This is a genomic window from Shewanella sp. SM95 (assembly GCF_025653595.1).
Lineage (GTDB): Bacteria > Pseudomonadota > Gammaproteobacteria > Enterobacterales > Shewanellaceae > Shewanella > Shewanella oncorhynchi.
Genome location: NZ_JAKKSE010000007.1, coordinates 1 through 23,557, shown reverse-complemented (window position 1 = coordinate 23,557; position 23,557 = coordinate 1). Strand labels below are relative to the sequence as shown.

The following is a 23,557-nucleotide window of genomic DNA, read 5'->3' as shown; positions in this document are numbered from 1 at the left end:
TAACCCAAAACTAACTTGGAATTAATTCGGTCGAGCGGCTAAATACCGTAACAAGGTCGCCAATGTTGGCGCAACTGCCTGATGGGAGGGATAACACAAACCAATACGACGGAACATTCTCGGACCATCAAATTTCACTTGCTTGAGCCTAGGCTCATCTTCAATCAAACCATCGGGTAAAAAACTCACGCCAAATCCGGCTAACACTAGCGACATCACTAGAGATTTTGACTCAGCCTTAGCGACCAAATTAAGCGACATATTGCTGCACGCCAATAAACCTATTGTTTGCTGATGGGCTTCACAGGGTGGGCACTCAATAAAGTCAAAGCCATTGAGCTGCTCGGGACGTAGGCTATCGACTTGGGCGAGGGTATGATCCTTGGGGAAGCAGAGCACATAATCCTCCTCCCACAGCGGAAAAAATACTTCATCTTCATGGCGCAAGCTGTCGATGCTTAAACGGCAATCTGCAGGGCTTTGATAGTCCACCAGTTCAAGATCTAACTTATCAATGGCTTGATTCACCTGTTGTAAAAATCCTGCCAAACGCCGCTGGCTTAAGTCTGGCATCACAGCCAAACGTAGCTTTTGCCGGCTTGCCTTCGCCATAAACAAGCCTGGTAACTTACTCGCCTCCTCGACTAATTTAACCGCCAAAGGGTATAGATAGTGCGCGCTGTCCAAAGGTTTAACGCCTTTTTTGCTGCGCTCAAATAACTGACCACCAAGCTCTTCTTCGAGTTGCTTTAACCCAGCAGACAGTGAAGGCTGGCTCACAAAGCAACGGTTAGCCGCCGAGGTAATATTGTTCTCTTCAAAAATTGCGATAAAGAAACGCAGCAAACGCAAATCGACCATTTAATCTTCTCCGACAACCGACGAGTTCAGCAAAAATTTCAACAATAGTGCCATAGGCTGAGCCTATCATATCCAGCTGGAATAAGTATTTTTCGACTGAAAATCCCCAGCCTATACTGGTTAACAGGTTCAAGACGCCGAACAACAGTTTGTTTACGGCTTACATTGGCTCCAATTAATAGGAAATACTAATGAATCAAGTTACTAAATCACTGGTTGTCATCACAGGCGCCTCATCGGGTATTGGCGCCGCTATGGCTAAAAGCTTTAGCGCTGCAGGCCATCCGCTGCTATTACTGGCACGCCGAGTTGAAGCAATGCAAGCGCTTGAATTACCAAACAGCCTTTCTATCAGCGTCGATGTCACCGACGGCGCAGCTATTAAAACAGCCATAACCCAAGCAGAAGCGCAATTTGGCCCGGTCGGCTGTCTTATCAATAACGCGGGAGTCATGCTACTGGGCCAAATCGATGTGCAAGATCCCAACGAATGGAGCCGCATGCTCAATATCAATGTGATGGGCGTGCTTAATGGTATTCATGCGGTATTAGCCGACATGAAAGCTCGCAAAACTGGCACTATCATTAATGTCAGCTCAGTGGCGGGGCGTAAAACCTTTCTAAACCACGCCGCTTACTGCGCCACTAAATTTGCCGTGCACGCCTTAACAGAAAACATTCGTGAAGAAGTCGCCATGGATGACGTACGCCTTATCACTATCGCCCCAGGCGCGGTAGAAACCGAGTTGTTGAGCCATACCACCAGCGATGACATTAAAGCGGGTTACCATGACTGGAAAGAAGAAATGGGCGGCGTTATCGCCCCTGAAAATGTCGCCGCTGCTGCGCTGTTTGCATGGCAACAACCGCAAAATGTGTGCGTACGCGAAATCGTTCTAGCACCAACGCGCCAGCAACCTTAATCCGTTCTGAGTCTACTTTTATCTAAGTTATCTTGCTTCGAAAGACAACCAAACCTATCCCCAAAATCAATAATGCCAGAGTCAACTCTGGCATTATTTACTTCCCAATAAAGCCTGCCAAACAGCTGCTAAGTTTCAACATCACTACTTTAATGAGTGCAAATTTTACAAAGTGTTAGCTTAATCACAGTCCATTTTTTGTGCTTTAGGCGCAAAACTCGAAACTCAAAGTTATCAGCGCTAATTTAGCACGTTGACTAGTTCATTGTTTTTAAATAATAAAAAAAATAATCACACCCTTCTATAACATTATTAATTAGATTTTTATCAATGAACTTTTTATCAATTAGATTTTTTTAATGAAAGTGATATACCTCAAATTTACACACCGTAGGATTTGATAAATTAATTTACAAAGTGGAATCAATAAAAGCAGTTAACCAACAAATAAATGTAAATGATCACAAAAAGTAAGGAATGAGATGATGAAAACGTCAACTAAGATAGCAATTGCCATGGCAGTGATCGGCAGCTTGAGTATTAATGCGTATGCCGCAGAGGGAGGTAATCCAAAGAAAGGTAAACATTTGTACAAAAAAGAATGCAAAGCCTGCCATAGCCAAGGCGGTGAAGGTGGTGAACTCACGCCAATGGCCAAAACGATGAGCCAGTGGGATCGCTTCTTTGATAAAGATAAGCACAAATTCAAACCAGAGGTATTCAATGGCCTCTCGGAGCAAGACCTCAAGGATATACAGCAATTTTTGTATGACCACGCCGCCGACTCGGACCAACCCCAAACCTGCGGTTGATCTCTGCCAACGTTATGGCCTAAGACAATGGTAGAGAGCCCCCCTGCAACTGCTCACTAACACATTGAATTAAAAATTAAAAACCCAATTCGAGAAAAATGGGGAACACACCTCAGGGACTCCTATTGGGTAAATTTGGCGAAATGCACTTAGCGCAATCATGCCAACAGAACAACTCTGGGAGAAACCTTATGCGTACTCTTATCTCAATCCTCGTTGCCAATGCCTTGTTTATGTCAGGCCAATCTTTTGCTACACCTAATGATGTGCAACAGGAAAATCAAAAAATTACCGAGTTAAAACAGAAGCTTGCCGATATTACCGAGCAATTGGATGATCTCAATAATCGCGTCGACAAAACCGAGCGACACACATCGTTAGACCGCCTTGAAATTACAGGTGATTTCCGCACTAAAGCTCATTCACTACATTACCGCGATGTTGTCTGGAATCCTGCCATCAAAGTCAATTTCAACGACTTTGGTGCCAAAGCCATGTCCGGCGCTTTCGGTATGCCCAACGATCTCAACTCCCCACTAGGGAAAATGATGCAAGCTAATCCAGACCTTGCTGCAGCCTTCCAAAATGGCATGTTACAGGGCGTGATGCCCTATGTGCTCGCGCCCAAAAGTGTACAGGACATAGATAACGATATTTTTTACACCACTCGCCTGCGGTTAAATCTGAAAGCTAAGGTATGGAATAACGTCAGTTTTGCTGGCCGCCTCAGTATGTATAAAAACTGGGGTGATTCTACCGGAGTTCAAGTATTTGATTCTTGGCGGTCTTTCACTATGGATGGTACCAGTAGCGGCAATACCAGTGGTGACTGGTTGCGGGTTGAACGCGCCTATTTCGATTGGAAAAACATTAATGGATCAGAGTTTTATCTTTCCATAGGTCGTCGCCCTTCCACCTATGGTCCACCCAGTCACTACCGCGAGAATGAAATGCGTGGCGGCACACCTTCAGGACATTTAGTCAACTTCAACTTCGATGGCGCCACGTTAGGCTACAACCTAGGCGAAATCACAGGTATCGAAGGCCAAGTCGTCCGTTTCTGTTACGGCCAAGGCTTTGAATCACAATGGGGAAATGGCGAAATGTTTGGTGATATTGTCACCAAGGATACTCACCTTGGTGGCTTTAATATCGATGCGATCAACGATGGCACCAACTTCCTCCAGTTCACCCTGTTTGGCGCCAAAGATGTTAATGACGGCTTTAAAGGCACCATGGCCTTCCCTACCCAGCTTGCAGGCATTTTCGCCCCCACCATGTATCAAGATATGCAAAAGTTCGACAACTTTAACTTTGTTACCCGAGTACAACCCAGCGGGGTTATCGGCGACATGTATCTAGGAGGAATTGGTTTTGCGCGCGAAGAAGCAAACGATATCAAATGGTTTGCATCATTCGGCTGGACTCGCGCCGAGCCTAACGGTAACGCAGGCATGTTTGGCGGCATGTTATCCGATGCCATATTTGAAGCCGAGCTAAACAGCACTGGTACTGAGATTATTATGGTGCCAAAAACCAGTGACGATACCGAAGCCAAAGACGGTTATGGTATTTATGTCGGCGTACAAATTCCTGCTCCCTACGGCAAATTGGGTCTGGAATATAACTATGGCTCCGAATATTGGACGCCTTTTACCCAGGCACAGGATGACCCTATTGGTAGTAAGTTAGCTACCCGAGGACATGTAGCAGAAGCCTATTACATCTTTGATATTAACCCCAAAATGTTTATCAAACTTGCTGGCCTCTATTACGACTACGAGTACACAGGCAGCGGTACACCTGTGGGTGCTCCACAAAAAATCGACGATGTGCTAGCTGGCTCTGCTTATTCCATGTTGCCAGTGGTTGATACCGCGTTTGATGTCAACGCCTCACTCACCATCAACTTCTAATCCGTCATTGATAACAACTATCAGCCCTCGGTTACATCGAGGGCGGGAGTACAAAATGAATAAGCTCATCCTCATTGCCTTAGCGGGCATGACATTAAATGCCTACGCCGCTAATCCCCATAAAGAGGCACTTAAAGGCCCGTTTACCACAGGCTCACAGGTGACCACACAATGTTTAGTCTGCCATGAAAATCAAGCGACTGACGTGATGAAAACCTCCCATTGGACTTGGGAGTTAGAACAAAAACTTCCCGATAGGACAGTCGTAAGAGGTAAGAAAAACAGCATTAATAACTTCTGCGTTGCCATTTCCAGCAATGAACCCCGCTGTACCAGTTGTCACGCGGGTTATGGTTGGAAAGACAGTAACTTTGACTTTAAAGATAAAACCAAAGTCGACTGCCTAGTTTGTCACGACACCACAGGAACTTATGTTAAAGATCCCGCTGGCGCAGGTGAACCTATGGCAAAACTCGATCTGACTAAAATAGCTCAAAACGTTGGCGAACCTGTACGGGATAACTGCGGTAGTTGCCACTTCTATGGTGGCGGTGGTGACGCGGTAAAACATGGGGACTTAGACTCATCCATGTCTTATCCAGACAAAGCGACGGATGTGCATATGGATAGCGACGGTAATGACTTTCAATGTCAGAACTGCCACACCACTGAGAAACACATGATCTCAGGTAATGCTATGGGGGTTTCACCCGGTGGTGTCGACCATATTGGCTGTGAAAACTGCCACGAATCAGCGCCGCACGCGAACAAAAAACTCAATACTCATACAGCGGCAGTTGCCTGTCAAACCTGTCATATTCCGTATTTTGCTAAAAACGAACCGACAAAAATGCGCTGGGACTGGTCAACAGCTGGAGATGATAAAAAAGAAACACTCGACCAATACGGTAAGCATACCTACCAAAAGAAAAAAGGAGATTTTGTTTGGGAAAAAATGGTCAAACCCCAATACGCTTGGTACAACGGCACAGCCAATGCTTATATGGCAGGAGATAAAATGGATCCGAGTACAGTCACTAAATTGACCTATCCCATTGGGGATATAAATGATGCCAAAGCAAAAATCTATCCTTTCAAGGTGCACACGGGTAAACAGATTTACGATAAAAAACTCAATATTTTTATCACACCGAAAACCTATGGCAATGGGGGATTCTGGAGCGAGTTTGATTGGAACTTAGCGGCAAAACTAGGAATGGAAGCGAACACGACTATGCTTGAGAAAGGTATCAAATATAGTGGTGAATATGACTTTGCAGCCACTGAAATGTGGTGGCGGATAAACCATATGGTGTCACCAAAGGAGCAAGCATTAAATTGTAACGACTGCCATAACAAAGGCACAAAACTCGATTGGCAAGCCCTAGGTTATCAAGGTGACCCGATGAAAAATAAACAAGGGCCAAAACACAAACAGCCTTGATTGAATCGTTCACTGATTTGAGCATCACAGATATCTTACTTTTAGTAAGGCATCGAAGTGAACACAACTGATGAACCAAATCGAGTTCCCGGTAATACCCTTTGAGATCTTAGTTTTTACTAAGATCTCTTTTTTTATTATCTTGTTACTCTCACCCAAAAAGACAATTAGACTCAGCCATTCTTCGGCCTTGCCCCAGTTTGTCTCATTGAGTGACTCAATACGGTAGTTTGACTCTTTTTACCCCCAAAATCATCTGATTTTTATGGCATTTATTTTGCGTAGTCATAGCGTGTTCAATTACGGCAATCAGTATGACCTCGGGCAAAATTTCCCAAACAGTATCCAATCCTTCATTCAACCGTTTACTCGGTGAAACCAGTGGCGCTTTTGCCGACTTAGGCACTTTTTTACCTTTAGTGCTAGGGCTAATTGCCCTCAATCAATTTTCGCCCCAAGGGATATTTTTGGGGTTTGGTCTATTCGCTATTCTCAGCGCGCTGTTTTACCGTCGCCCGATTCCGGTACAACCGATGAAAGTCATCGCTGCACTGGTGATCGCTCAGGGCTTAACCCCAGGCATGTTGCAGGCAAGCGCCATGTTAATGGGCATTATCCTGTTAATTCTCGCCTTTAGCGGCGCCATCACTTGGTTAGCCAAACAGTTATCACAAGCTGTGAGTGTTGGCATTCAACTCGCCATAGGTCTGCAACTGATGTGGATGGGCACTAAGATGATGAGTGAATTTTGGCTGGTTGGCGTGGGGGCATTTGTACTGTTATTTATCAGTAAATTTTTGCCGCTGCGCTACCTTGCCATGCCCTTAGTCATAGCAGCGGGGATGATTTGGCAAGCAAGTACACAAACTAATTTAGCCACTAACTTTGATATTCAAGCAATGACAGCGCCATTTCAATTAGCGTGGCCGACATCAGTTGAATGGACCTCTGCCGCCGTTTTGTTGGTTTTGCCACAACTGGCATTAACCTTAACCAATGCGGTCATTGCCACGTCTGTAATGGCACAGGAGAAATTCCCTGAAGATGCCGCCAAACTCACGCCCAAAAACTTCGCCATTAGCTCAGGTCTTGCCAACTTATTGCTCGCGCCCTTTGGTGCCTCGGCCATGTGCCACGGTGCGGGCGGACTTGCGGTGCAATACCATTTTGGCGCCCGCACTTATCTGGCGCCGTTAATTTTTGGTAGTACGTGCTTAATGATAGCCCTGTGCTGGGGTACTAATATCGCTTGGCTATTAAGCCTTATTCCTATGGCAATCCTCGGCAGTTTACTGACCACTGCGGGGCTACAACTGGCGTGGTCGAAACGCTTAATCGATGGTAAGCCCTTCTGTATCTTTGTGATTTTATCAACCGCGGTGACTTGCCTCGCCATCAACGCCGCTGCGGGACTTGCCGTGGGGATAATTCTGGAGCAAGGTCGCCGCACTTGGGCCATGTTGGCCATGCGTTAATCACTTTCGACTCGCAGTAATAAGGGTTCCCAAAAACAAAAAGCGCGTTAAACAACGCGCTTTTTGTTAACCATTCAAACCTCTTCCAACACAGCTACAGCAGGCTAAAATGCTCTTGCAGGATTGGTCGGTGTGTCCTTTTGCGCCAGCGCCCATTTAGCAATGTCATCTTTACGCATAAAGCCTACGTTAGTGTGACCTTTAGCGTACTGAATAAACTTATCTAAAGCGGTCACAAGTCCAGGAGCGCCACAAATACGGTCGTGCACACTGATCGACATCATCCGTCGCTGTGTCGAACCTTCTTGATAGAGCATATCGAACTCATCCTTTAGTTCCTGCAAAAAGGCCGCGGCCGTCATGGCAGTGTTGCCACCAAAACGTCCGATATCATTGTTACGTAAAGTGTAAGGCACAACCGCAAAAGGCTTATTTCCTACTGGGATAATTGAAGGTTCGTCCCGCGATAGGTCATCGATGTGATAAATAAAACCTAAGTCCTGCAAAATATTGAGGGTTTGAGTACTATGGCGCATCCAAAAGGCATTAAAACCTAAGGGGCGCTGACCAGTGATCCTTTGCAGCGTCTCAATACTCGCCACATAGGAGGCGCGTTCCTCTGCTGGCGACATGCTGTACTGTGGCGTCCACGTTTGTCCGTGGCCCGAAATCTCATGCCCCTCATCTGCAACTTGTTTGGCAAGTTGAGGATGTAACTCAGCGGCGCGCCCAACCATGTGAGAAGTCACCTTGATATTGTGCTTACGCCACAAGCGCAGCAGCCTTGGAATGCCTTCGTTCATACCGTAGTCGTACCAAGTCGGGGTGATGGTATCTGGATAGCCCTTTTCCATCGGCGGAAACGGCCCTTCGGCATTTTTATCTTGAGCACCTGCTTCAAACTGCATTGAGATTGAAATCACTAACTGCTCACCACTTGGCCAAAATATTTTGTTCATCCCACTGCCACCTGAACTTTTGGAGTCATTTTCTAAGGTATCTAATGATGGTAAACCAATAGCAAGCGCCGTTTGGCTTAGGCCGAACCCAGCAGCGATGGCGCCACCTGCCATTAAAAATCGTCGACGTTGATTCATGATTGAGTCCCTGCAGCTAATTGAGAAAATAGCGTTTGATAATCTTCGAGGTGCCAGTTATCTGTGATGAAACCATCCCGTACTCGATACATGTCAACAGCACGAAAATCGATTTTCTGCCCTTGGCCTTTTTGCTCACCAAAGACACCAGTAAAGCGGCCATTAAAACGCAGACGTACCACTGCACGATCGCCAACTACTAGCAAATGCTCAACTGAAACAGAGAGATCGGGGACCGCTGCCCTAAATGCCTTTGAGGCTTCGAGTGGACCCGTGATTCCCTGTGCGCGGCCAGCGGGCAGAGTACGGTCGATAAAACCAGTCGCCAATGCGCCGTGGGCAAAACTTGCATCGCCCGTGTGCCAAAAACTGGCATATAACAAAGCGGCGCGGGCGATAGCTTGTGCCTGCGGTGATTGATCAGAAATCGTTTCCATTGCCGCTACTTTTGGCACTAACGCCGCTCGCACTTTAGCACTATCCTGTGTTGTTGCCCCTTGAGCGGCTAACGCATCCATGCTCAGACTTGCTAAGCTAAAACCCACAATAGCGATACCTATAAAGCCTGAAAACCATAGACTTAAACTGAGCCAAGCGGGTAAGCGCTGAACATACAAAGTGTTAACCCGATCCATTATGCCACCTCATCGTCAGCGGATCGGATGACGGCTCTCAATGCTTCGTTGTGTGTAGGATAATCGGTATAACCCGCCGCACTACCGCCAAACAAGGGGCCTTTGTCGAATGCAGATAAAGGCAATTGATGCATTAAACGGTAAGGCAAATCAGGATTCGCAATAAAAGGTCGACCGAAGGCAACTAAGTCTGCATAACCGTTATCAATCACTTCATTGGCACGCGCCACATCATAGCGACCCGCAACAATAATGCTGCCCTTAAAGACTTTACGCAGCTCGACTCTAAAGGATTCTGGCACCTGTGGCGCATCATCCCAATCCGCCTCTGAAAGATGTACATATGCCACGCCTAATGCCGATAAATGCTTAGCCGCTAACAGAATAGTGTCTACAATTTCAGGACACGCCATATCTTTAAACGTCACGTAAGGAGCGAGGCGAACCCCGACTTTATTGGCACCAATTTTCGCACTCACGGCTTGGACAATTTCGAGTAAAAAACGAATGCGATTTTCCTGAGAACCGCCGTAGGCATCAGTTCTGTGGTTTGAATTGGTGCGTAAAAACTGGTCAATCAGATAACCATTGCCGCCGTGAATTTCGATGCCATCAAAACCCGCCGCAACCGCATTCACTCCCGCCTGTGCAAAATCGGCCACAACGCGGTCGATATCCGCTTGCACCATAGCCTTAGGTTCTGGGCAATCCACCATTTGCCCTTCAGGATGCGCTTCATCCACAATCCATACTTTAGTGCCAACGGGCGCAATAGCTGATGGCGCAATCGGGGCATTACCCTGCTGAAAAATCGGGTGCGATACACGGCCAACATGCCAAATTTGATTAAAGATTTTACCGCCAGCCTGATGCACTGCCGCAGTGACTTTTTTCCAGCCCTCAATTTGCTCAGCGGTATACACGCCCGGCGTAAATGAATAGCCTTGACTGTCATCGGAGATTTGTGTCGCTTCTGTGATGATTAACCCCGCCGAGGCGCGCTGGGCATAATATTGCGCCATCAGATCATTAGGAATATTGCCTGGCTGCGTAGTACGCGCCTGAGTCATAGGGGCCATCACAATGCGATTGTTTAATGCCAGTGACGCTAATTTGTAAGACATGAATAGACTCATACACACTCCGAACCAGAAATTAAGATGAAACATCAGTGGTGCAATTGTGCATTAGTTAATCTATATTGATAATCAGGCTATTATTAAAATCATTTTCAAAAATAATTTGATATGTATCATTTAAACGATCTGCAATTAGCGCTGCGTATCGCAGCCTTAGAAAGTCTCTCGGCAGCCAGTAAAGAAATAGGCATGACGCCGGCAGCGGCAAGTGCCGCGCTGCAAAGATTAGAGAAAAAGCTAGGATGTCAGCTATTTGCTCGCTCGACGCGGCGCTTACAGCTCACAGAAGAAGGGCGGATTTTTCTCGATTCGGCGAAACCCGCACTGGCGATTCTCGAAACCGCCAGCGCCAATTTAGCCGAACACAGGGGTGAGCTTAAGGGTGAAGTACGCCTCGCGTTACCTTCGGATATTGGTCGCAGCCAGATCCGTGCTTGGCTCGATGAATTGATGGACAGCGCCCCAGAACTGACAGTGCAGCTGTATTTTGGCGATCATATGACAGACTTAATCGACCAAAATATCCATTTGGCTTTGCGCTATGGCCAACTTGACGACTCAAACCTTAAAAGGCGTCAGCTCGCCATGACCCCAAGGGTACTGGTCGCCTCACCCGCTTATCTGGCACAACACGGCACACCAAGCACGCTAAATGAACTGAGCCAACACGCAGTACTGATCTTAAATCGCGGCGGTGAGCCGTGGCAGAAATGGAAGTTAAGTCATAACGGCGCGCCTGTTGAAATCGAAGTCAGGGGCCAACGTTTCTGTAACGATGGCGCAGTGATCCGCGACTGGGCACTCTCAGGTCGTGGAATTGCCTATAAGAGTTGGCTAGATGTGGCGCAAGATGTGACCGAAGGCAGACTCCACTTAGTGCTAGCCGATAAAATAGCCCCGCCGATCCCGCTGCAATTGGTATACCTACAAACCGATTATCCCAGCCATAAGGTCCGTCGCACCATAGAGTTTTTAGTAGAAAAGCTCAGCCAGTTTTCCCAAAACTATCCACTGCCCTAATGGTAATTTATTCCTTGGGAAGCACGACTGTCACCACACAGCCCTGTTGCCAAGGGAGTAACGCTTGCGTGGATTGCTGACAGTTTTCGATTTGAATGCTGCCGTGATGGCGGGTGACCACATCCTTACAGATGGCTAAGCCAAGCCCTAATCCCGCATCTTTGGTTGAGGCAAAAGATGCCATCAACTCACTCGCCTGCCCCTGTAGCCCTTCGCCATTATCAATAACTAACACTTTGATTTCATTTGGATAATAATAGATATCGATCCATAATTGACGCACACGATTATCGCCGCAGGTTTCTAACGCATCTAAGCTATTTTTTACTAAATTGACCCACATTTGACTTAAACCAACGCTATCGCCCATCAGTTCAAAGGGCTCACCCTGCACTCGCACATTCACTTGTACATTCGCTCGGTCTAGCTCGCGCCGCAACAGAGCTAAAGCTTCTTTCACCACTGGCACTATATCTAAAGGTTCGGTCTTGGCCTGACGCCGCTTGAGTAAACCGCGAATACGATGCACAACCGCTCCGGCGCGAATCGACTGCGCATTAATTTTACCGAGTACATCATAGAGTTCCGGATTATCTTGCCCAAGCCTTTCCAGTTGTAGCATGGCACCTTCGCTGTATTGGGTAATGGCGGCTATGGGTTGATTGAGTTCATGGGCAAGTCCTGCACCTATTTCCCCAAGAATCGCCGCACTTTGCAGTCGCTCAAGCTGCAGTGCCTTGTCCTTTAATTGGCGCTCAGTGCTGACTAAAAACTCACTTTTCTGGCGAAACTTATATTCAAGCCACAGGTGATAAATGGTGGAAATAATGAAAATTAACAACAGTGCACCACCCCATTCTTTATTTTTTGCCATCCATTTGTATACGGTTTGATAAAGTGGTGGTGATGCTCCCTGTAGTTGTAATTCTTTAAATAACTCAATCACTTTTAACTGACTCACGGGCGCAGTCCAGCCCAAAGTATCGGCGGTAATTGCTGCAATATGATCGGCGGGTAAATCGAATAAGGCACGGGTAATCGCCATCGTCAACTTAGGAGAAACCGTATCCGCCGCAGCGAATGACCAGTTTGGGTATAACTGAGTGCTCACCTCGCAATCATATCCTGCAGGCGTGGCAGGATGGATAACCCGATAATCGACCTGATTAACAAGACCCGTTGCGATCATTTCCTCTAAGGTACAAAAAGGCGCTATTGCGGCGTCGGCACTGCCATCTCTGACTTGATAGATAAGCGGTTCTAACGGGAACCCGAGGAAGCGCACTTGCCCAAAAAACTGTTCGGGTAAAAAACCCATTTTATGCAGTAACCCCATTGCCGCTTGATACCCCCCCAAGGCCTGCGGATCACTGGCGACCACATTGCGCCCGCGCAAATCCTGCAAGGTACGGATAGGGCTGTCGGCGCGGACAATAATGGTCGCACCTATGGTAAAAGTACTGCCTTGATGCTTACGACTCTTCATTGTCGCAAGCCAAGACAACGGGAAATTGTTACTTAGATGCAGATATTGCCCAGGGTTAGTGACGATAAACTGCAAATCATGCTCAAGTAACTGACTACGCATGCCATTAAAATCCACAGGCACGACTTCAAAATGACTATTAGGCACTTGCTCACTGAGGTAATCCATCATAGGTTGCCAACGCTGCTTGGCCTGTAACACGCCATGATTTGCCAGCACTCCGACTCTAAAATGGTTAACTTCTGTCGCTTCGTTGGCATAGGACGGATTAAGCCCAATGATACTCAGCAAGAATCCCATCAATATCGCTTTACACCAAGAGTCAATCGTCATCGCCTCTATTACCCACTCTTATATGCCATTGTCATGGAACGACTTTAGCTCGCAGATAAAAATCAAGCTGTGAAATGCCGCCAAACTCTGGTTTATGCCCAGAGGGAATCGGCTAATTTAGTGATGTATCTCCCAAGACCTAGGCTTAAAATTGAGCCCACTCTGTACCCAGCTTAAGCTGATAGCATGCTTACCGCCCCACAAGGAACACCATGTCAATAAAATTGCCACTCTATCTAGTCGATGACGATGAAGCGATTCTGGATTCACTGGGCTTTATGCTCGGACAATTTGGCTATCAAGTGCAAACCTTCAACAGCGGCCGCGACTTCCTTGAGCACTGTGCATTATCACAGGCGGGCTGCGTGATTTTAGATAGTCGAATGCCAGAAATCACCGGCCAAGAAGTGCAGCAAAAATTATTGGAAACCCACAGCCCGCTAGGCGTGATATTTCTCACTGGCCACGGCGATTTACCTATGGCGTTAAGCGCCTTTCGAAAGGGGGCCTGCGATTTTTTTCAAAAACCCGTATCGGGTAAGGCATTAGTACAAGCGATTGAAAAGGCGCAGCGTGAAAGCCAAGCGGCCTTCGAGCAGCAAAGTCTGCAACATAAGTTTGACCAACTGACCGAGCGCGAACAGCAAGTGTTAGCCCATGTGATCCAAGGCATGACTAACAAGCAAATATCGGAGGCGATGTTTTTATCCCTGCGCACGATTGAAGTACACCGCGCAAAAATCATGAAAAAGCTCGAAGTGAACAATATGGCAGAGCTAGTGCAGCACTTAGGCAATCTGAATTCTGTCTTATAAATAATGAACCAATATCAAGTGCGTAATAAAAAGTCATCCTAATAAGAGGTAAGATCTAATTAAAAAATATTTCTGCGACACTGTTTAGATGAGGTCTCAATATTAATTTACCCAAACTGACTTACATCCAACCTCAACTTAACAAAACTGGCATGAGCGAGCTTGATTTGCTACATTTGTTCTAAATCACTGTGAATTTAACGAAATTATCGATGGACAATCTCATTATAAAACCCAGTTATGTCACTCTATTCCAATGTGTTGGACCTGAATGCGAAGACAGTTGCTGTTACGATTGGCAAATTTCATTCGATAAAAAGAGCTATAAAAACACAATTAAACACCCATTGCTCGCAACAACTGCAAAGACCGCTTTTATTGAAACAAAGAAAAGTACAAGCGATTGGGCCGACATTAGACTTAATGCGCAAGGTGCATGCCCATTTATTAACAAACATAAACTTTGTGATATACATGCAAAAGCGGGTGAACAGGCCTTAAGTCACACATGTAAAACTTATCCAAGGATCCACAAAGTCATTGGCGGTAATAAATATGAAAGCCTCTATTTATCTTGCCCAGAAGTCGCTCGTTTGGTGTTATTTAGCCCTGACTCATTTCAATTTCACTCTAGCATCAGTGGTGTAAAACAACATTCAACGCCAAGTCCTATGTGGCTAGAAAAAACCCATGAGTACAGTCTTGACCTATTGGTCAGTATGGACGTTAATTGGGAACAAGTACTGCTAGCCATAGGGCTATTAATCAAGGCCAGTGACCAGGTGCGTCAAAACATCTTACCAATAGAAGAGCTAGATAAGCGCCTACAGCAATTGAAACTATATGCCCAATCAGGTGAACTGACGGAGCAATATAAAAATTTACCTTATACACCACAGCCACAGATGCATGCCTTCATGACAGTCCACAATGAGTTGTGTAAAACTCATTCCAGAGGTACACGCGCACGATTTACCTCACTAAACCAAGCAGTTGGTCTATTGTGTAATGAGGAAAATAATTATCAAATTGATGGAATAAATCAAGCTTGGACTGAGCATGCAGTACCTGCACTGATTAATCATACGGATCTTTTTGAACGATACATTTTATATTCAATTTACCACCACCATTTCCCCTTAACGGACTCACAACAATTATCTTGGGAAGCATTCCGTTTACTCGTACTCGATTGTTTTATGATCCGCTGCTATTTATCTGCAATGGCCTTTAAAAATAAAGGACTATCTGAAAGTGATATTGTGTTGTGTTTTCAGATTTACCAGGTTGCTCGACAGCATAAAACTGAATTTGTAGAAAGTATGAGCAAAACATTAGAGGAATGCGGAATAGACAGTGTGCCAGCTGCAATTTGCCTTTTAAAAACAAATATCTAAACGTATAAACAGCTATAACACAATAGCAAGAAGAGAACATATAACGAAGTAAAGCAATACCACAGGTGTAAAGCTTCACTTTGCAATATAGATTTACCCTGTCGTGTGGGCTTAGTGCATAACAAATTCACCCTGCCTGCGACAAGCTGTCGCAGTTTGTGCATTTGGCTTTGTTAAATATCGTATCAGCCCGCACAATCAAGCCATAGGTTCCTTCCTTTGTGCCCCGCAGGCGCTCAAGAAATCCACTGCTTTTTGAACCTCCACCCGAGGGTAACTATGCCCTCGGGGATTTTTTGCTTCCATCCGCGAATGCCTTCCTCCTAAATAACAACTAAAGTGGAAATGGAACGATCCAATTCTAGTTCCGTCTGCAAAGCAGTTATATACTTTCCAACCGTCTCAAATAATAAGAATCATGGAAGAGCGAATGTTCAAACCTTTAATATTACTCAGCTTTAGCACCTTAGTCTTGGCCAGTATGAGTGGCTGCGTTGGGCCACTTAATTCAAAATGTGATACAAATTCCCCCTACAGCAAACAAGAATGCAATGCAGCCGACGCCGCAGTTTATGTTGCGGCGGCTATATTGGAAGGCCCAGATAAAGGTCAAACGTGTAACGATATGTCGGGCAAAGCAAAACAGGACTGCCTCGCTCAACAACAATCACTGAAAGAATCATTAGAGAAACACGCTCGAAAATAGCATTAAGGAAGATGAATGAAAGCCTCCGTTTTTATTGCCACGACCCTCGATGGTTATATCGCAACACCCGATGGGGATATCGACTTTTTAAACCTGCATCCCAGTACTAATCCCGATGAAGACTTTGGTTATCATGCCTTTATCGACACTATCGATGCGATTGTAATGGGACGAAAAAGCTTTGAAAAAGTCCTCTCCTTCGATTGCGATTGGCCCTATGTAAATATCCCAGTGTTTGTATTAAGTCGCAGCGGTGTAACAGTACCGTCGGCGTTAAGTGAGCACGTGCAAGTGCTTAATGGCGATGCGGTAAATATCAGCAAACAACTCAGAGAGCGTGGCTTCAAACATCTCTATATCGATGGCGGCCAAACAATCCAATGCTTTTTAGCGGCAGGGCTAATTCAGGAACTCACGCTCACTCGCATCCCCACTTTACTGGGTAAAGGTATTCCCCTCTTTGGCGACTTAGCTCAAGCGATTCAATTAATGCCAATTCACACGCAGCAGTACGACAATGGCTACGTACAAACCTGCTATCGTGTTATAGACAAAATGGCTTTATAAGCCGTTTACATTCGGCAGATGGCATTGAAAGATGAAGTGATGGCTTGCCATTTTGCGGCTTGCCATCTTACTGTAGAGCCATGTAACAACAATGTTAAACAACTAAATATTATCAATGACTTACTGATTGCAAATCAAAGTTCCGTTAGAATATTGTCCTCTAACAGATAGGTGAGCAATATGAGTCGTTTGCAGTCATCGAAAGGTTTTACATTAATTGAGCTGGTTGTGGTCATTATCATCCTTGGGATCTTGGCCGTCGTCGCAGCACCACGGTTTTTAAACCTAGGCCAAGATGCTCACGATGCCAGAGCCAAAACCGCATTTGCGGCCTTTGCCTCTGGTGTTAAGCTTTATCACAGTTGCTGGCTTGCGGGCGGTAACTCTGGTTATACCCAAGATCTCGCCTGTTATGGTGACGGAAAACTCGACTCGACCACCACAGGATTTCCACTAGGAATAGAGACTGCAACCGCTGATGCCGGTGCTAAATTGCAGGGCGATTATTGTGGTCAGTTATGGCAAGGTCTTTTGGCTAATAATGAATTTGTCATTGCCGATCAATACTCTTGGCGCACAGTTCCCAATGTCGACATTGTTTACTGGTATGGTGCCGTCGACATAAAAGATCCCAATGCTTACTGCATTTTCAATTATGTCTCGGACGATCGCAGCTTCGGCAGTGAAAACTGGGATCTTAAATACTATCCCTTCGATGGCCGCACTATTGTAGGTCGATCCACCCTTTCCCAATAAGCGCTTATTTTTATTGCTAAAGGAGCGCGAAAGATCGCAAACTCCTTTGGCATTTGCCGCGATTACTTGAATTATTGTCATCCATCCCCATATATATCCCATCATCCACCGCAACTTTTGCTGCGGGCCAGAAGAGGATTCATTGTGACCACTATCGTATCAGTACGCCGTAATAATCAAGTTGTCATCGCCGGCGATGGCCAAGTCTCCCTAGGCAATACCGTTATGAAAGGTAACGCCAAAAAAGTGCGTCGCTTATATCACAACAAGGTACTGGCAGGTTTTGCAGGCGGCACCGCCGATGCTTTCACCCTATTCGAGCGTTTTGAGGCCAAACTTGAAATGCACCAAGGCCATTTATTGCGCTCGGCCGTTGAGCTCGCCAAAGATTGGCGTACCGACCGTATGCTGCGTAAACTCGAAGCCCTATTAGTCGTGGCCGATGCGGAAACCTCGCTTATCATCACAGGTAATGGTGATGTCGTTCAGCCAGAACACGACTTAGTCGCCATTGGTTCAGGCGGCAACTATGCCCAAGCGGCGGCCCTTGCACTATTGCAAAATACTGAGCTGTCAGCCTTAGAAATCGCCGAAAAATCCCTGACTATTGCTGCGGATATCTGCGTATTCACCAATCAATTCAAAACGATTGAAGAACTCAATTACTAAACAGCCCGTGAGGAATATTATGTCTGAAATGACCCCCCGTGAGATTGTCCACGAGCTGGATGCACACATTATTGGCCAACAAAAGGCCAAACGTTCTGTTGCTGTCGCCCTGCGCAATCGCTGGCGCCGGATGCAACTTGACGCGGATTTCCGTCAAGAAGTCACCCCAAAAAATATTCTGATGATTGGCCCAACAGGCGTTGGTAAAACTGAAATTGCCCGCCGTTTAGCCAAGCTGGCGAACGCGCCTTTTATCAAGGTCGAAGCCACTAAATACACAGAAGTGGGTTATGTCGGTAAGGAAGTCGAGCAAATCATCCGCGACTTGACCGATATCGCCATCAAGCTGACCCGTGAACAGCAAATGGGCAAATGTCGCCAACGCGCTGAAGAAAATGCCGAAGAGCGCATTCTCGATGCCCTGTTGCCTAAGCCGAAAAACGACTGGGAAAGCACTGAAACCGATCCCAACTCAAATACCCGTCAAGTCTTCCGCAAAAAGCTACGCGAAGGCCAATTAGACGATAAAGAAATCGATATCGATGTGGCCCAACCGCAAATTGGTGTCGAAATAATGTCGCCTCCAGGCATGGAAGAAATGACCAACCAGCTGCAAAGTCTGTTTAAAAACATGGGCCAAGCACCAGCAAAACGTCGCAAGATGAAGATCAAAGAAGCCTTTAAGCTATTGATCGAAGAAGAAGCAGCCAAACTGGTCAATCAAGAAGATTTAAAAGAACAAGCCATTGAAATGGTTGAGCAACACGGCATAGTGTTCCTCGACGAAATCGACAAAATCTGTAAGCGTGGTGAAACCTCCGGCCCAGACGTTTCCCGTGAAGGCGTACAACGTGACTTACTGCCGCTGATCGAAGGCTGCACAGTCACCACAAAACACGGCATGGTAAAAACCGACCACATACTATTTATCGCCTCTGGCGCATTCCAGATGTCTAAACCGTCGGATTTAATTCCTGAATTACAGGGTCGTTTACCGATCCGTGTCGAGCTAGATGCGCTATCAGCCAATGATTTTAAACGCATTCTAACCGAGCCACACGCCTCGCTCACCGAGCAATATATCGCGCTGATGGGCACAGAAGGCGTGAAAGTTGAATTCAGCGAATCGGGTATCGACAGCATTGCGAAAGCCGCATGGCAAGTGAACGAGCGCACCGAAAACATCGGCGCCCGTCGTTTACACACTGTGATGGAAAGGCTGATGGAAGATATCTCCTACGAGGCATCGGAAAAATCGGGCTCCGCCTTTGTTATCGACGCCGACTATGTCAGTGCCCACTTAGACAACTTAGTCCAAGACGAAGATCTCAGCCGCTTTATCCTCTAGTACTAAACTGTTCACCGCCAAGCCCAAACAACTTGGCGGTAAACGACTCAACTGCAAAAGTGTGACTTAAACGAAAAAGCCTGACCAAGGCTCTCGCTTACCCTTTGTATCCTTGGCCGCGAGTGGTTACATTAGTCAGGTGTTACTTTAATGAGTCGTTATCCTATCCTTAGCATTTTCTTGGTAGCCAACCTATGACCACAGCAACGCCCAATGTCACCGATCTTAAACTGAAACGTAAATCGCGCATTCTAGAAATCAGTTTCGACAATGGTGAGCAATATCAGCTCAGCTGCGAGATGCTCAGAGTCTACTCGCCCTCAGCCGAAGTGCATGGTCACGGTAATCCAAAGCTGGTCACCCACAAGAAAAACGTCAACATCAGTGCCATAGAACCCGTCGGCAATTACGCAGTGAAAATCGTCTTCGATGACGGCCACGACACAGGCCTATTCTCGTGGAAAGTACTCTACGATCTCGCCACCCACCAAGTGGATCTATGGGAAAAATACCTCGCCCGCCTACGCGCCGAAAAAGCCTCACGCGAACCGCTGATCGCGATGAATATAAAGTACAACTAGTACGTTAGGTACATAGACGCTTAATTGTGCGATGTAAACTCTAGAAACAGAGAATTTAACAATGGGTAGCTTGTGAAGCTGTGAGTTCTCTTACTGACTTGAGTATCAAAGGAAAGACCATGTCGGAAAAAATCCCCTGCCAAGAATGTAACACCTTAATCCTTCCGAGTACCGCCGAAAAAAATGAGGGTTTATGCATGCCCTGCAAAAATGGCATACGTGCAAACCTCGAGCGTGCGAAGGAATACTACCAACAAGAGCGTGAACTCGATAAAACCTGTCCCTTTCGAGCCTTTTGGCGAGATCTTGTTGTAAAGGTACATAACAAAAATCAAGGTTTTTATACGCTTAGACCAGAGGAACAAAACTACTATGCGGTGAACTGCTTATCTGGCGAGGTCTATAATGGTGGATTTATTCAGTATTTCGACAACTCTTCAGGTGAGCATTACGCCTTCGCTAAACGTGGACTTATCCAAATGGGAGCAAGCCACTCGTTAAACTTATTGCACCAAGCAAAACAGGCCGTGTTTGGCGAAAAGCCAGTACCAATCGACAGAGATCGTCGTTTAGCCGCAACCGATAACCAAGACCTGTACAGCGTACTCGATAAGCTCGATGACGAGTTTTATAAAGATCTAGATGATCTCGATGCCAAGCTTGAAAGCTACGCCCTTGATTACGGACTGGTAAATAACACTTAACTGGCGATTGTCGGTAATCACTTACAGATAAAAGCTATCCTTGGCAGAAATAAGCATAATTGAGCCTATCTTGCTGACCCCATACCGCAGTCCAGCCATTCACATCACTCATGTAAGCGAAATAAATGGACTGCGTTTTAAGACAAACATCTTGAAATGGCGCTTTATTCTGATTAATAAAATGCGCCGACCTAACCAGCACATCGGTACAAACGTCTTCATCCTCCACTAGCCAAATAAAATCATCACGCCATTCATCCAGTACTATCGCTGCCTCTGGGGAATAGAGTCTCAACTTATCTTGAGCGAGTACCATTTGCTCTGGAGTCACTGAACATGAAACCGCCAACTTATCGAATACACCTGAACCGCCAGCCCAAAAAGACAAATCAAATTCCAACCTATCCTCTAGCGGCGTAAAACCCAATAAATTTTCGATAATCATCAAACTTTTAGCTAAATCGGCATCTGGCCTTTGGTAACGCTTTTCAATCCCATCATATTCCCGCATACGAACTAAGCTCCTGCTGCGTTAAATGACGCATTAAAATTGAGTAACATACTATAAAATAATAACTTTTTGATCAATGTACCCAACGATTAAGACTATTACGCCAGTGACTCGCCGACTTTGATGTAAAAATGAGTTATCCCTGAGCGCTCGATGGCGCCATTTGCGGCATAAGGAAGCGCGAACACCGCGATCACATGGTCAAGGATAATGGAATGAAAATTATCAGGCCTACCATTTAAAATCAGCAACTTCATCAAGTAAGGCCTGTGATTTAAACCGTCTCTCCTAAAAGCGGCCTGTACAGTTATCTTCTTGATTTGCTTGTCTTGCTATTAGCTCATTCAAACATCGCACTCTTTTGAAAACTTAGGCATGAAATATCGCATAATCGGCTGACCTCATGCGCCTCAACTAGCTCTCCTTAAACGGATTTTTGCGTTAACTCATCGCCTTTAAACAACTTATGCCACAGCTCAAGTACTTCGCGGTCAGTCCAACGATTGGCACTGTCGATATCGGCTGGCAACACCACATGCAGATGATTCGACATCACCGCAAAGGCTGCAACATCGATAGCAAAAACGGCTTCAAGTTCAAACAGTATTGACTCAACCCAACTACGGCGATGGTCATAATTTTTCCCAGAATAGGTATTATCGCCACATTAAAAAGCACGCCGCACAACGCGGCTATAGCAATGGTAACAGAGAGTGTCTTCAAGGCTTATCTGAGTTCTGAGAGGACGCGGCATATAAACCTCCTTGTTTAATGCTTAATCAAAACATAGTCGGAGGTTAACTACCACACCATTTAAGCTGGGTGCCTTGAAAACAGCTTCTTTGTAGGCAACCTGAAAGTGCATTATATTGTTGCTCTAAAATGGATGGCCAGATTTATTATTAGCCCTGCATATGTGATAAAACAGTTAAACCTTCGCTGGAAACAAATCTTAGAAATGGAGTATTGTCAGTGACAACGAGAACGGAATTACTCAATAAATTAAGCGCCTTATCGACCGCCGATCCAGAGCACTGTCCGGTAGTGACATTAAATGAGTACTTTTTAGAAAACGAAGATGAAGAGTCTATCGCACCCAATAATTGGGGTTATGGTCGACCATCCATCAAAGAAATCTATCGTTGCTTGAAAGAAATCGAACATAGGTCAGATGTGCAAGGTGTTTATGTTGGGATGCACGATGAATGGTCCGAAGCACTTGAGGATGATGAGCTATGGCCTGCAGCTGAGAACATTCATATTCTTACCTGTGCGCCTCTGGCGGAAGTGGAAGAATGGATTGAAGGAATCGCAGCAGATGGAATGGGGACAGGCTGGCCCTATGGCGAACATCAACTATCCCCTAAGCCGTATGCTGGCTATCATGTCTATACAGTATATTGGGATTAGTGGTTAGCTATCTCACTGTTTATGTGAATTTTATTGCATCAGACAACCCCAAAACATCGGTCTAGGCCGATGTTTTTATATCTAAGGATACCCAATCTCATTTTTGTAATATAAAACGTGCTCCACCAGCCTTATTATATGAATTAGCTCTTGTTATTTAGACTCCCATTGTTAAATTTTAAAAATGGAGTGTTAGTACTCTTTTTAAATACTAACAAACAACCCTAAAACTTCAGAAGTTCACCTTCCCCTGCGAAGTTGCTGAAGGGCGTTGAAGAAAATCGCGTGAGCAAGACATGGATGCCGAGTTAGCTTTCGGATTCTTTATTTAATTAATAGGGATGTACCACCGTAAGCGTTAGCGATTTTGAATAAGCACGAAGTGTAGTGGCATAGTGAATTTGGCCACCTAATAAGAAATGTTATGATCCTCTCATAACCCATTTAGGTGACAACATGAATAAAAGTAAACGTGCTCGATATAGCGCAGCCATTAAGCTCGAAACCGCTCAATTAGTCGTTGATCAAGGTTACACACAAGAAGCGGCGGCAAAAGCCATGAACGTGGGGAAATCGACGGTCAGTAAGTGGGTAACACAGTTTCAGATTGAGCGCCAAGGGCTTGCACCTAAAGCCTCCCCCATGACACCTGAGCAGATTGAAATCAGGGCGCTAAAACGCGAAATTGAACGAATTAATCTCGAGAAAGAAATCCTAAAAAAGGCTACCGCTCTATTGATATCGGACTCGCTGAACAATTCTCGATAATCGAGAAACTCAATCAGAGCAATAAATATCCTATTTCAGTGTTATGCCACGTATTCAACGTGAACCGGAGTAGCTACCGTTATTGGGCAAGCTGTGAGCTTGTGGTGACACCTGAGCAGCGGCGTTTAGAATGTGAAATTAAAGCAATACATGCTGAAAGCAAGCAATCTGCAGGGGCGAGAAG

23 protein-coding genes and 2 pseudogenes are annotated in these 23,557 nt (G+C 45.7%); 17 read left to right on the top strand and 8 right to left on the bottom strand.

The window, feature by feature from the left end:
• Nucleotides 1-21: 21 nt before the first annotated feature.
• A complete protein-coding gene (locus tag L5M29_RS09955) occupies nt 22-861 on the bottom strand; it encodes a LysR family transcriptional regulator (protein ID WP_263167652.1) in 840 nt (279 codons plus the stop codon).
• A gap of 191 nt (nt 862-1,052) precedes the next feature.
• Here L5M29_RS09955 and L5M29_RS09950 point away from each other — a divergent pair, with 191 nt between their 5' ends.
• The 5 genes from L5M29_RS09950 (at nt 1,053) to L5M29_RS09930 (ending at nt 7,431) form a co-directional block, all read left to right on the top strand.
• On the top strand, nt 1,053-1,784 hold the full coding sequence (locus L5M29_RS09950; RefSeq protein WP_263167651.1) for an SDR family oxidoreductase: 732 nt from the start codon (nt 1,053-1,055) through the stop codon (nt 1,782-1,784).
• A 482-nt stretch (nt 1,785-2,266) separates the two neighbouring features.
• Nucleotides 2,267-2,596, top strand: coding sequence for a c-type cytochrome (locus tag L5M29_RS09945; RefSeq protein WP_105251249.1), 330 nt, complete (start codon nt 2,267-2,269; stop codon nt 2,594-2,596).
• Nucleotides 2,597-2,787: 191 nt separating this feature from the next.
• Nucleotides 2,788-4,512, top strand: a complete 1,725-nt coding sequence (locus L5M29_RS09940; RefSeq protein ID WP_263167650.1) for a DUF3373 domain-containing protein — start codon at nt 2,788-2,790, stop codon at nt 4,510-4,512.
• 55 nt (nt 4,513-4,567) lie between these two features.
• A complete protein-coding gene (locus L5M29_RS09935; protein ID WP_263167649.1) occupies nt 4,568-5,956 on the top strand; it encodes a tetrathionate reductase family octaheme c-type cytochrome in 1,389 nt (462 codons plus the stop codon).
• Between the two features lie 314 nt (nt 5,957-6,270).
• On the top strand, nt 6,271-7,431 hold the full coding sequence (locus L5M29_RS09930; protein ID WP_263167648.1) for a putative sulfate/molybdate transporter: 1,161 nt from the start codon (nt 6,271-6,273) through the stop codon (nt 7,429-7,431).
• Nucleotides 7,432-7,535: 104 nt separating this feature from the next.
• Here the strand turns inward: L5M29_RS09930 and L5M29_RS09925 are convergent, their stop codons facing one another.
• From L5M29_RS09925 to L5M29_RS09915, 3 genes are read right to left on the bottom strand one after another with little or no spacing between them, the layout of a single operon-like run.
• Entirely contained in the window at nt 7,536-8,528 is a 993-nt protein-coding gene (locus tag L5M29_RS09925) for a polysaccharide deacetylase family protein (RefSeq protein WP_263167646.1), read from the bottom strand.
• A complete protein-coding gene (locus L5M29_RS09920; protein ID WP_198573044.1) occupies nt 8,525-9,163 on the bottom strand; it encodes an ester cyclase in 639 nt (212 codons plus the stop codon). The genes L5M29_RS09925 and L5M29_RS09920 overlap by 4 nt, the downstream gene beginning before the upstream one ends.
• The gene (locus L5M29_RS09915) at nt 9,163-10,299 is read right to left on the bottom strand and encodes an alkene reductase (RefSeq protein WP_263167644.1); all 1,137 of its coding nucleotides are present in this window, start codon (nt 10,297-10,299) and stop codon (nt 9,163-9,165) included. Before L5M29_RS09915 ends, L5M29_RS09920 begins: the two co-directional genes overlap by 1 nt.
• 111 nt (nt 10,300-10,410) lie before the next feature.
• Here L5M29_RS09915 and L5M29_RS09910 point away from each other — a divergent pair, with 111 nt between their 5' ends.
• Nucleotides 10,411-11,322, top strand: coding sequence for a LysR family transcriptional regulator (locus L5M29_RS09910; protein WP_219234490.1), 912 nt, complete (start codon nt 10,411-10,413; stop codon nt 11,320-11,322).
• Between the two features lie 7 nt (nt 11,323-11,329).
• On the opposite strand, the gene L5M29_RS09905 is transcribed toward L5M29_RS09910, so the two are convergent.
• Nucleotides 11,330-13,141: a PhnD/SsuA/transferrin family substrate-binding protein gene (locus tag L5M29_RS09905; RefSeq protein WP_263167641.1), complete on the bottom strand. Its 1,812-nt coding sequence runs from the start codon at nt 13,139-13,141 to the stop codon at nt 11,330-11,332.
• A gap of 212 nt (nt 13,142-13,353) precedes the next feature.
• Here L5M29_RS09905 and L5M29_RS09900 point away from each other — a divergent pair, with 212 nt between their 5' ends.
• The 9 genes from L5M29_RS09900 (at nt 13,354) to L5M29_RS09860 (ending at nt 20,684) form a co-directional block, all read left to right on the top strand.
• The gene (locus tag L5M29_RS09900; protein WP_105251242.1) at nt 13,354-13,956 is read left to right on the top strand and encodes a response regulator transcription factor; all 603 of its coding nucleotides are present in this window, start codon (nt 13,354-13,356) and stop codon (nt 13,954-13,956) included.
• A gap of 212 nt (nt 13,957-14,168) precedes the next feature.
• Nucleotides 14,169-15,353, top strand: coding sequence for a flagellin lysine-N-methylase (gene fliB, locus L5M29_RS09895; protein ID WP_263167640.1), 1,185 nt, complete (start codon nt 14,169-14,171; stop codon nt 15,351-15,353).
• 430 nt (nt 15,354-15,783) lie between these two features.
• Nucleotides 15,784-16,059 (top strand): hypothetical protein, encoded by a 276-nt coding sequence (locus L5M29_RS09890; RefSeq protein WP_113940108.1) that lies wholly within the window; start codon nt 15,784-15,786, stop codon nt 16,057-16,059.
• A gap of 15 nt (nt 16,060-16,074) precedes the next feature.
• On the top strand, nt 16,075-16,626 hold the full coding sequence (locus tag L5M29_RS09885; RefSeq protein WP_263167638.1) for a dihydrofolate reductase family protein: 552 nt from the start codon (nt 16,075-16,077) through the stop codon (nt 16,624-16,626).
• Between the two features lie 180 nt (nt 16,627-16,806).
• Nucleotides 16,807-17,382, top strand: coding sequence for a type II secretion system protein (locus tag L5M29_RS09880; protein WP_113940110.1), 576 nt, complete (start codon nt 16,807-16,809; stop codon nt 17,380-17,382).
• A gap of 144 nt (nt 17,383-17,526) precedes the next feature.
• The gene (hslV, locus tag L5M29_RS09875) at nt 17,527-18,051 is read left to right on the top strand and encodes an ATP-dependent protease subunit HslV (RefSeq protein ID WP_006083300.1); all 525 of its coding nucleotides are present in this window, start codon (nt 17,527-17,529) and stop codon (nt 18,049-18,051) included.
• Nucleotides 18,052-18,070: 19 nt separating this feature from the next.
• Nucleotides 18,071-19,399 carry an HslU--HslV peptidase ATPase subunit gene (hslU, locus tag L5M29_RS09870; protein WP_263167637.1) on the top strand — a complete coding sequence of 443 codons (1,329 nt, stop codon included), beginning with the start codon at nt 18,071-18,073 and terminating at the stop codon, nt 19,397-19,399.
• A gap of 194 nt (nt 19,400-19,593) precedes the next feature.
• Entirely contained in the window at nt 19,594-19,980 is a 387-nt protein-coding gene (locus tag L5M29_RS09865) for a gamma-butyrobetaine hydroxylase-like domain-containing protein (protein ID WP_063883307.1), read from the top strand.
• 119 nt (nt 19,981-20,099) lie between these two features.
• Entirely contained in the window at nt 20,100-20,684 is a 585-nt protein-coding gene (locus L5M29_RS09860) for a DMP19 family protein (protein WP_263167635.1), read from the top strand.
• Nucleotides 20,685-20,718: 34 nt separating this feature from the next.
• Here the strand turns inward: L5M29_RS09860 and L5M29_RS09855 are convergent, their stop codons facing one another.
• The 3 genes and pseudogenes from L5M29_RS09855 to L5M29_RS09845 form a co-directional block, all read right to left on the bottom strand.
• Entirely contained in the window at nt 20,719-21,195 is a 477-nt protein-coding gene (locus L5M29_RS09855) for a hypothetical protein (protein WP_263167633.1), read from the bottom strand.
• Nucleotides 21,196-21,293: 98 nt separating this feature from the next.
• Nucleotides 21,294-21,452 (bottom strand): hypothetical protein, encoded by a 159-nt coding sequence (locus L5M29_RS09850; RefSeq protein ID WP_263167632.1) that lies wholly within the window; start codon nt 21,450-21,452, stop codon nt 21,294-21,296.
• Nucleotides 21,453-21,486: 34 nt separating this feature from the next.
• Nucleotides 21,487-21,949: pseudogene (locus tag L5M29_RS09845) on the bottom strand (transposase); the annotation flags it as partial.
• Between the two features lie 218 nt (nt 21,950-22,167).
• On the opposite strand from L5M29_RS09845, the gene L5M29_RS09840 reads away from it, so the two are divergent.
• Nucleotides 22,168-22,605 (top strand): hypothetical protein, encoded by a 438-nt coding sequence (locus L5M29_RS09840; protein ID WP_113940113.1) that lies wholly within the window; start codon nt 22,168-22,170, stop codon nt 22,603-22,605.
• A 456-nt stretch (nt 22,606-23,061) separates the two neighbouring features.
• Nucleotides 23,062-23,557: pseudogene (locus L5M29_RS09835) on the top strand (transposase); the annotation flags it as partial.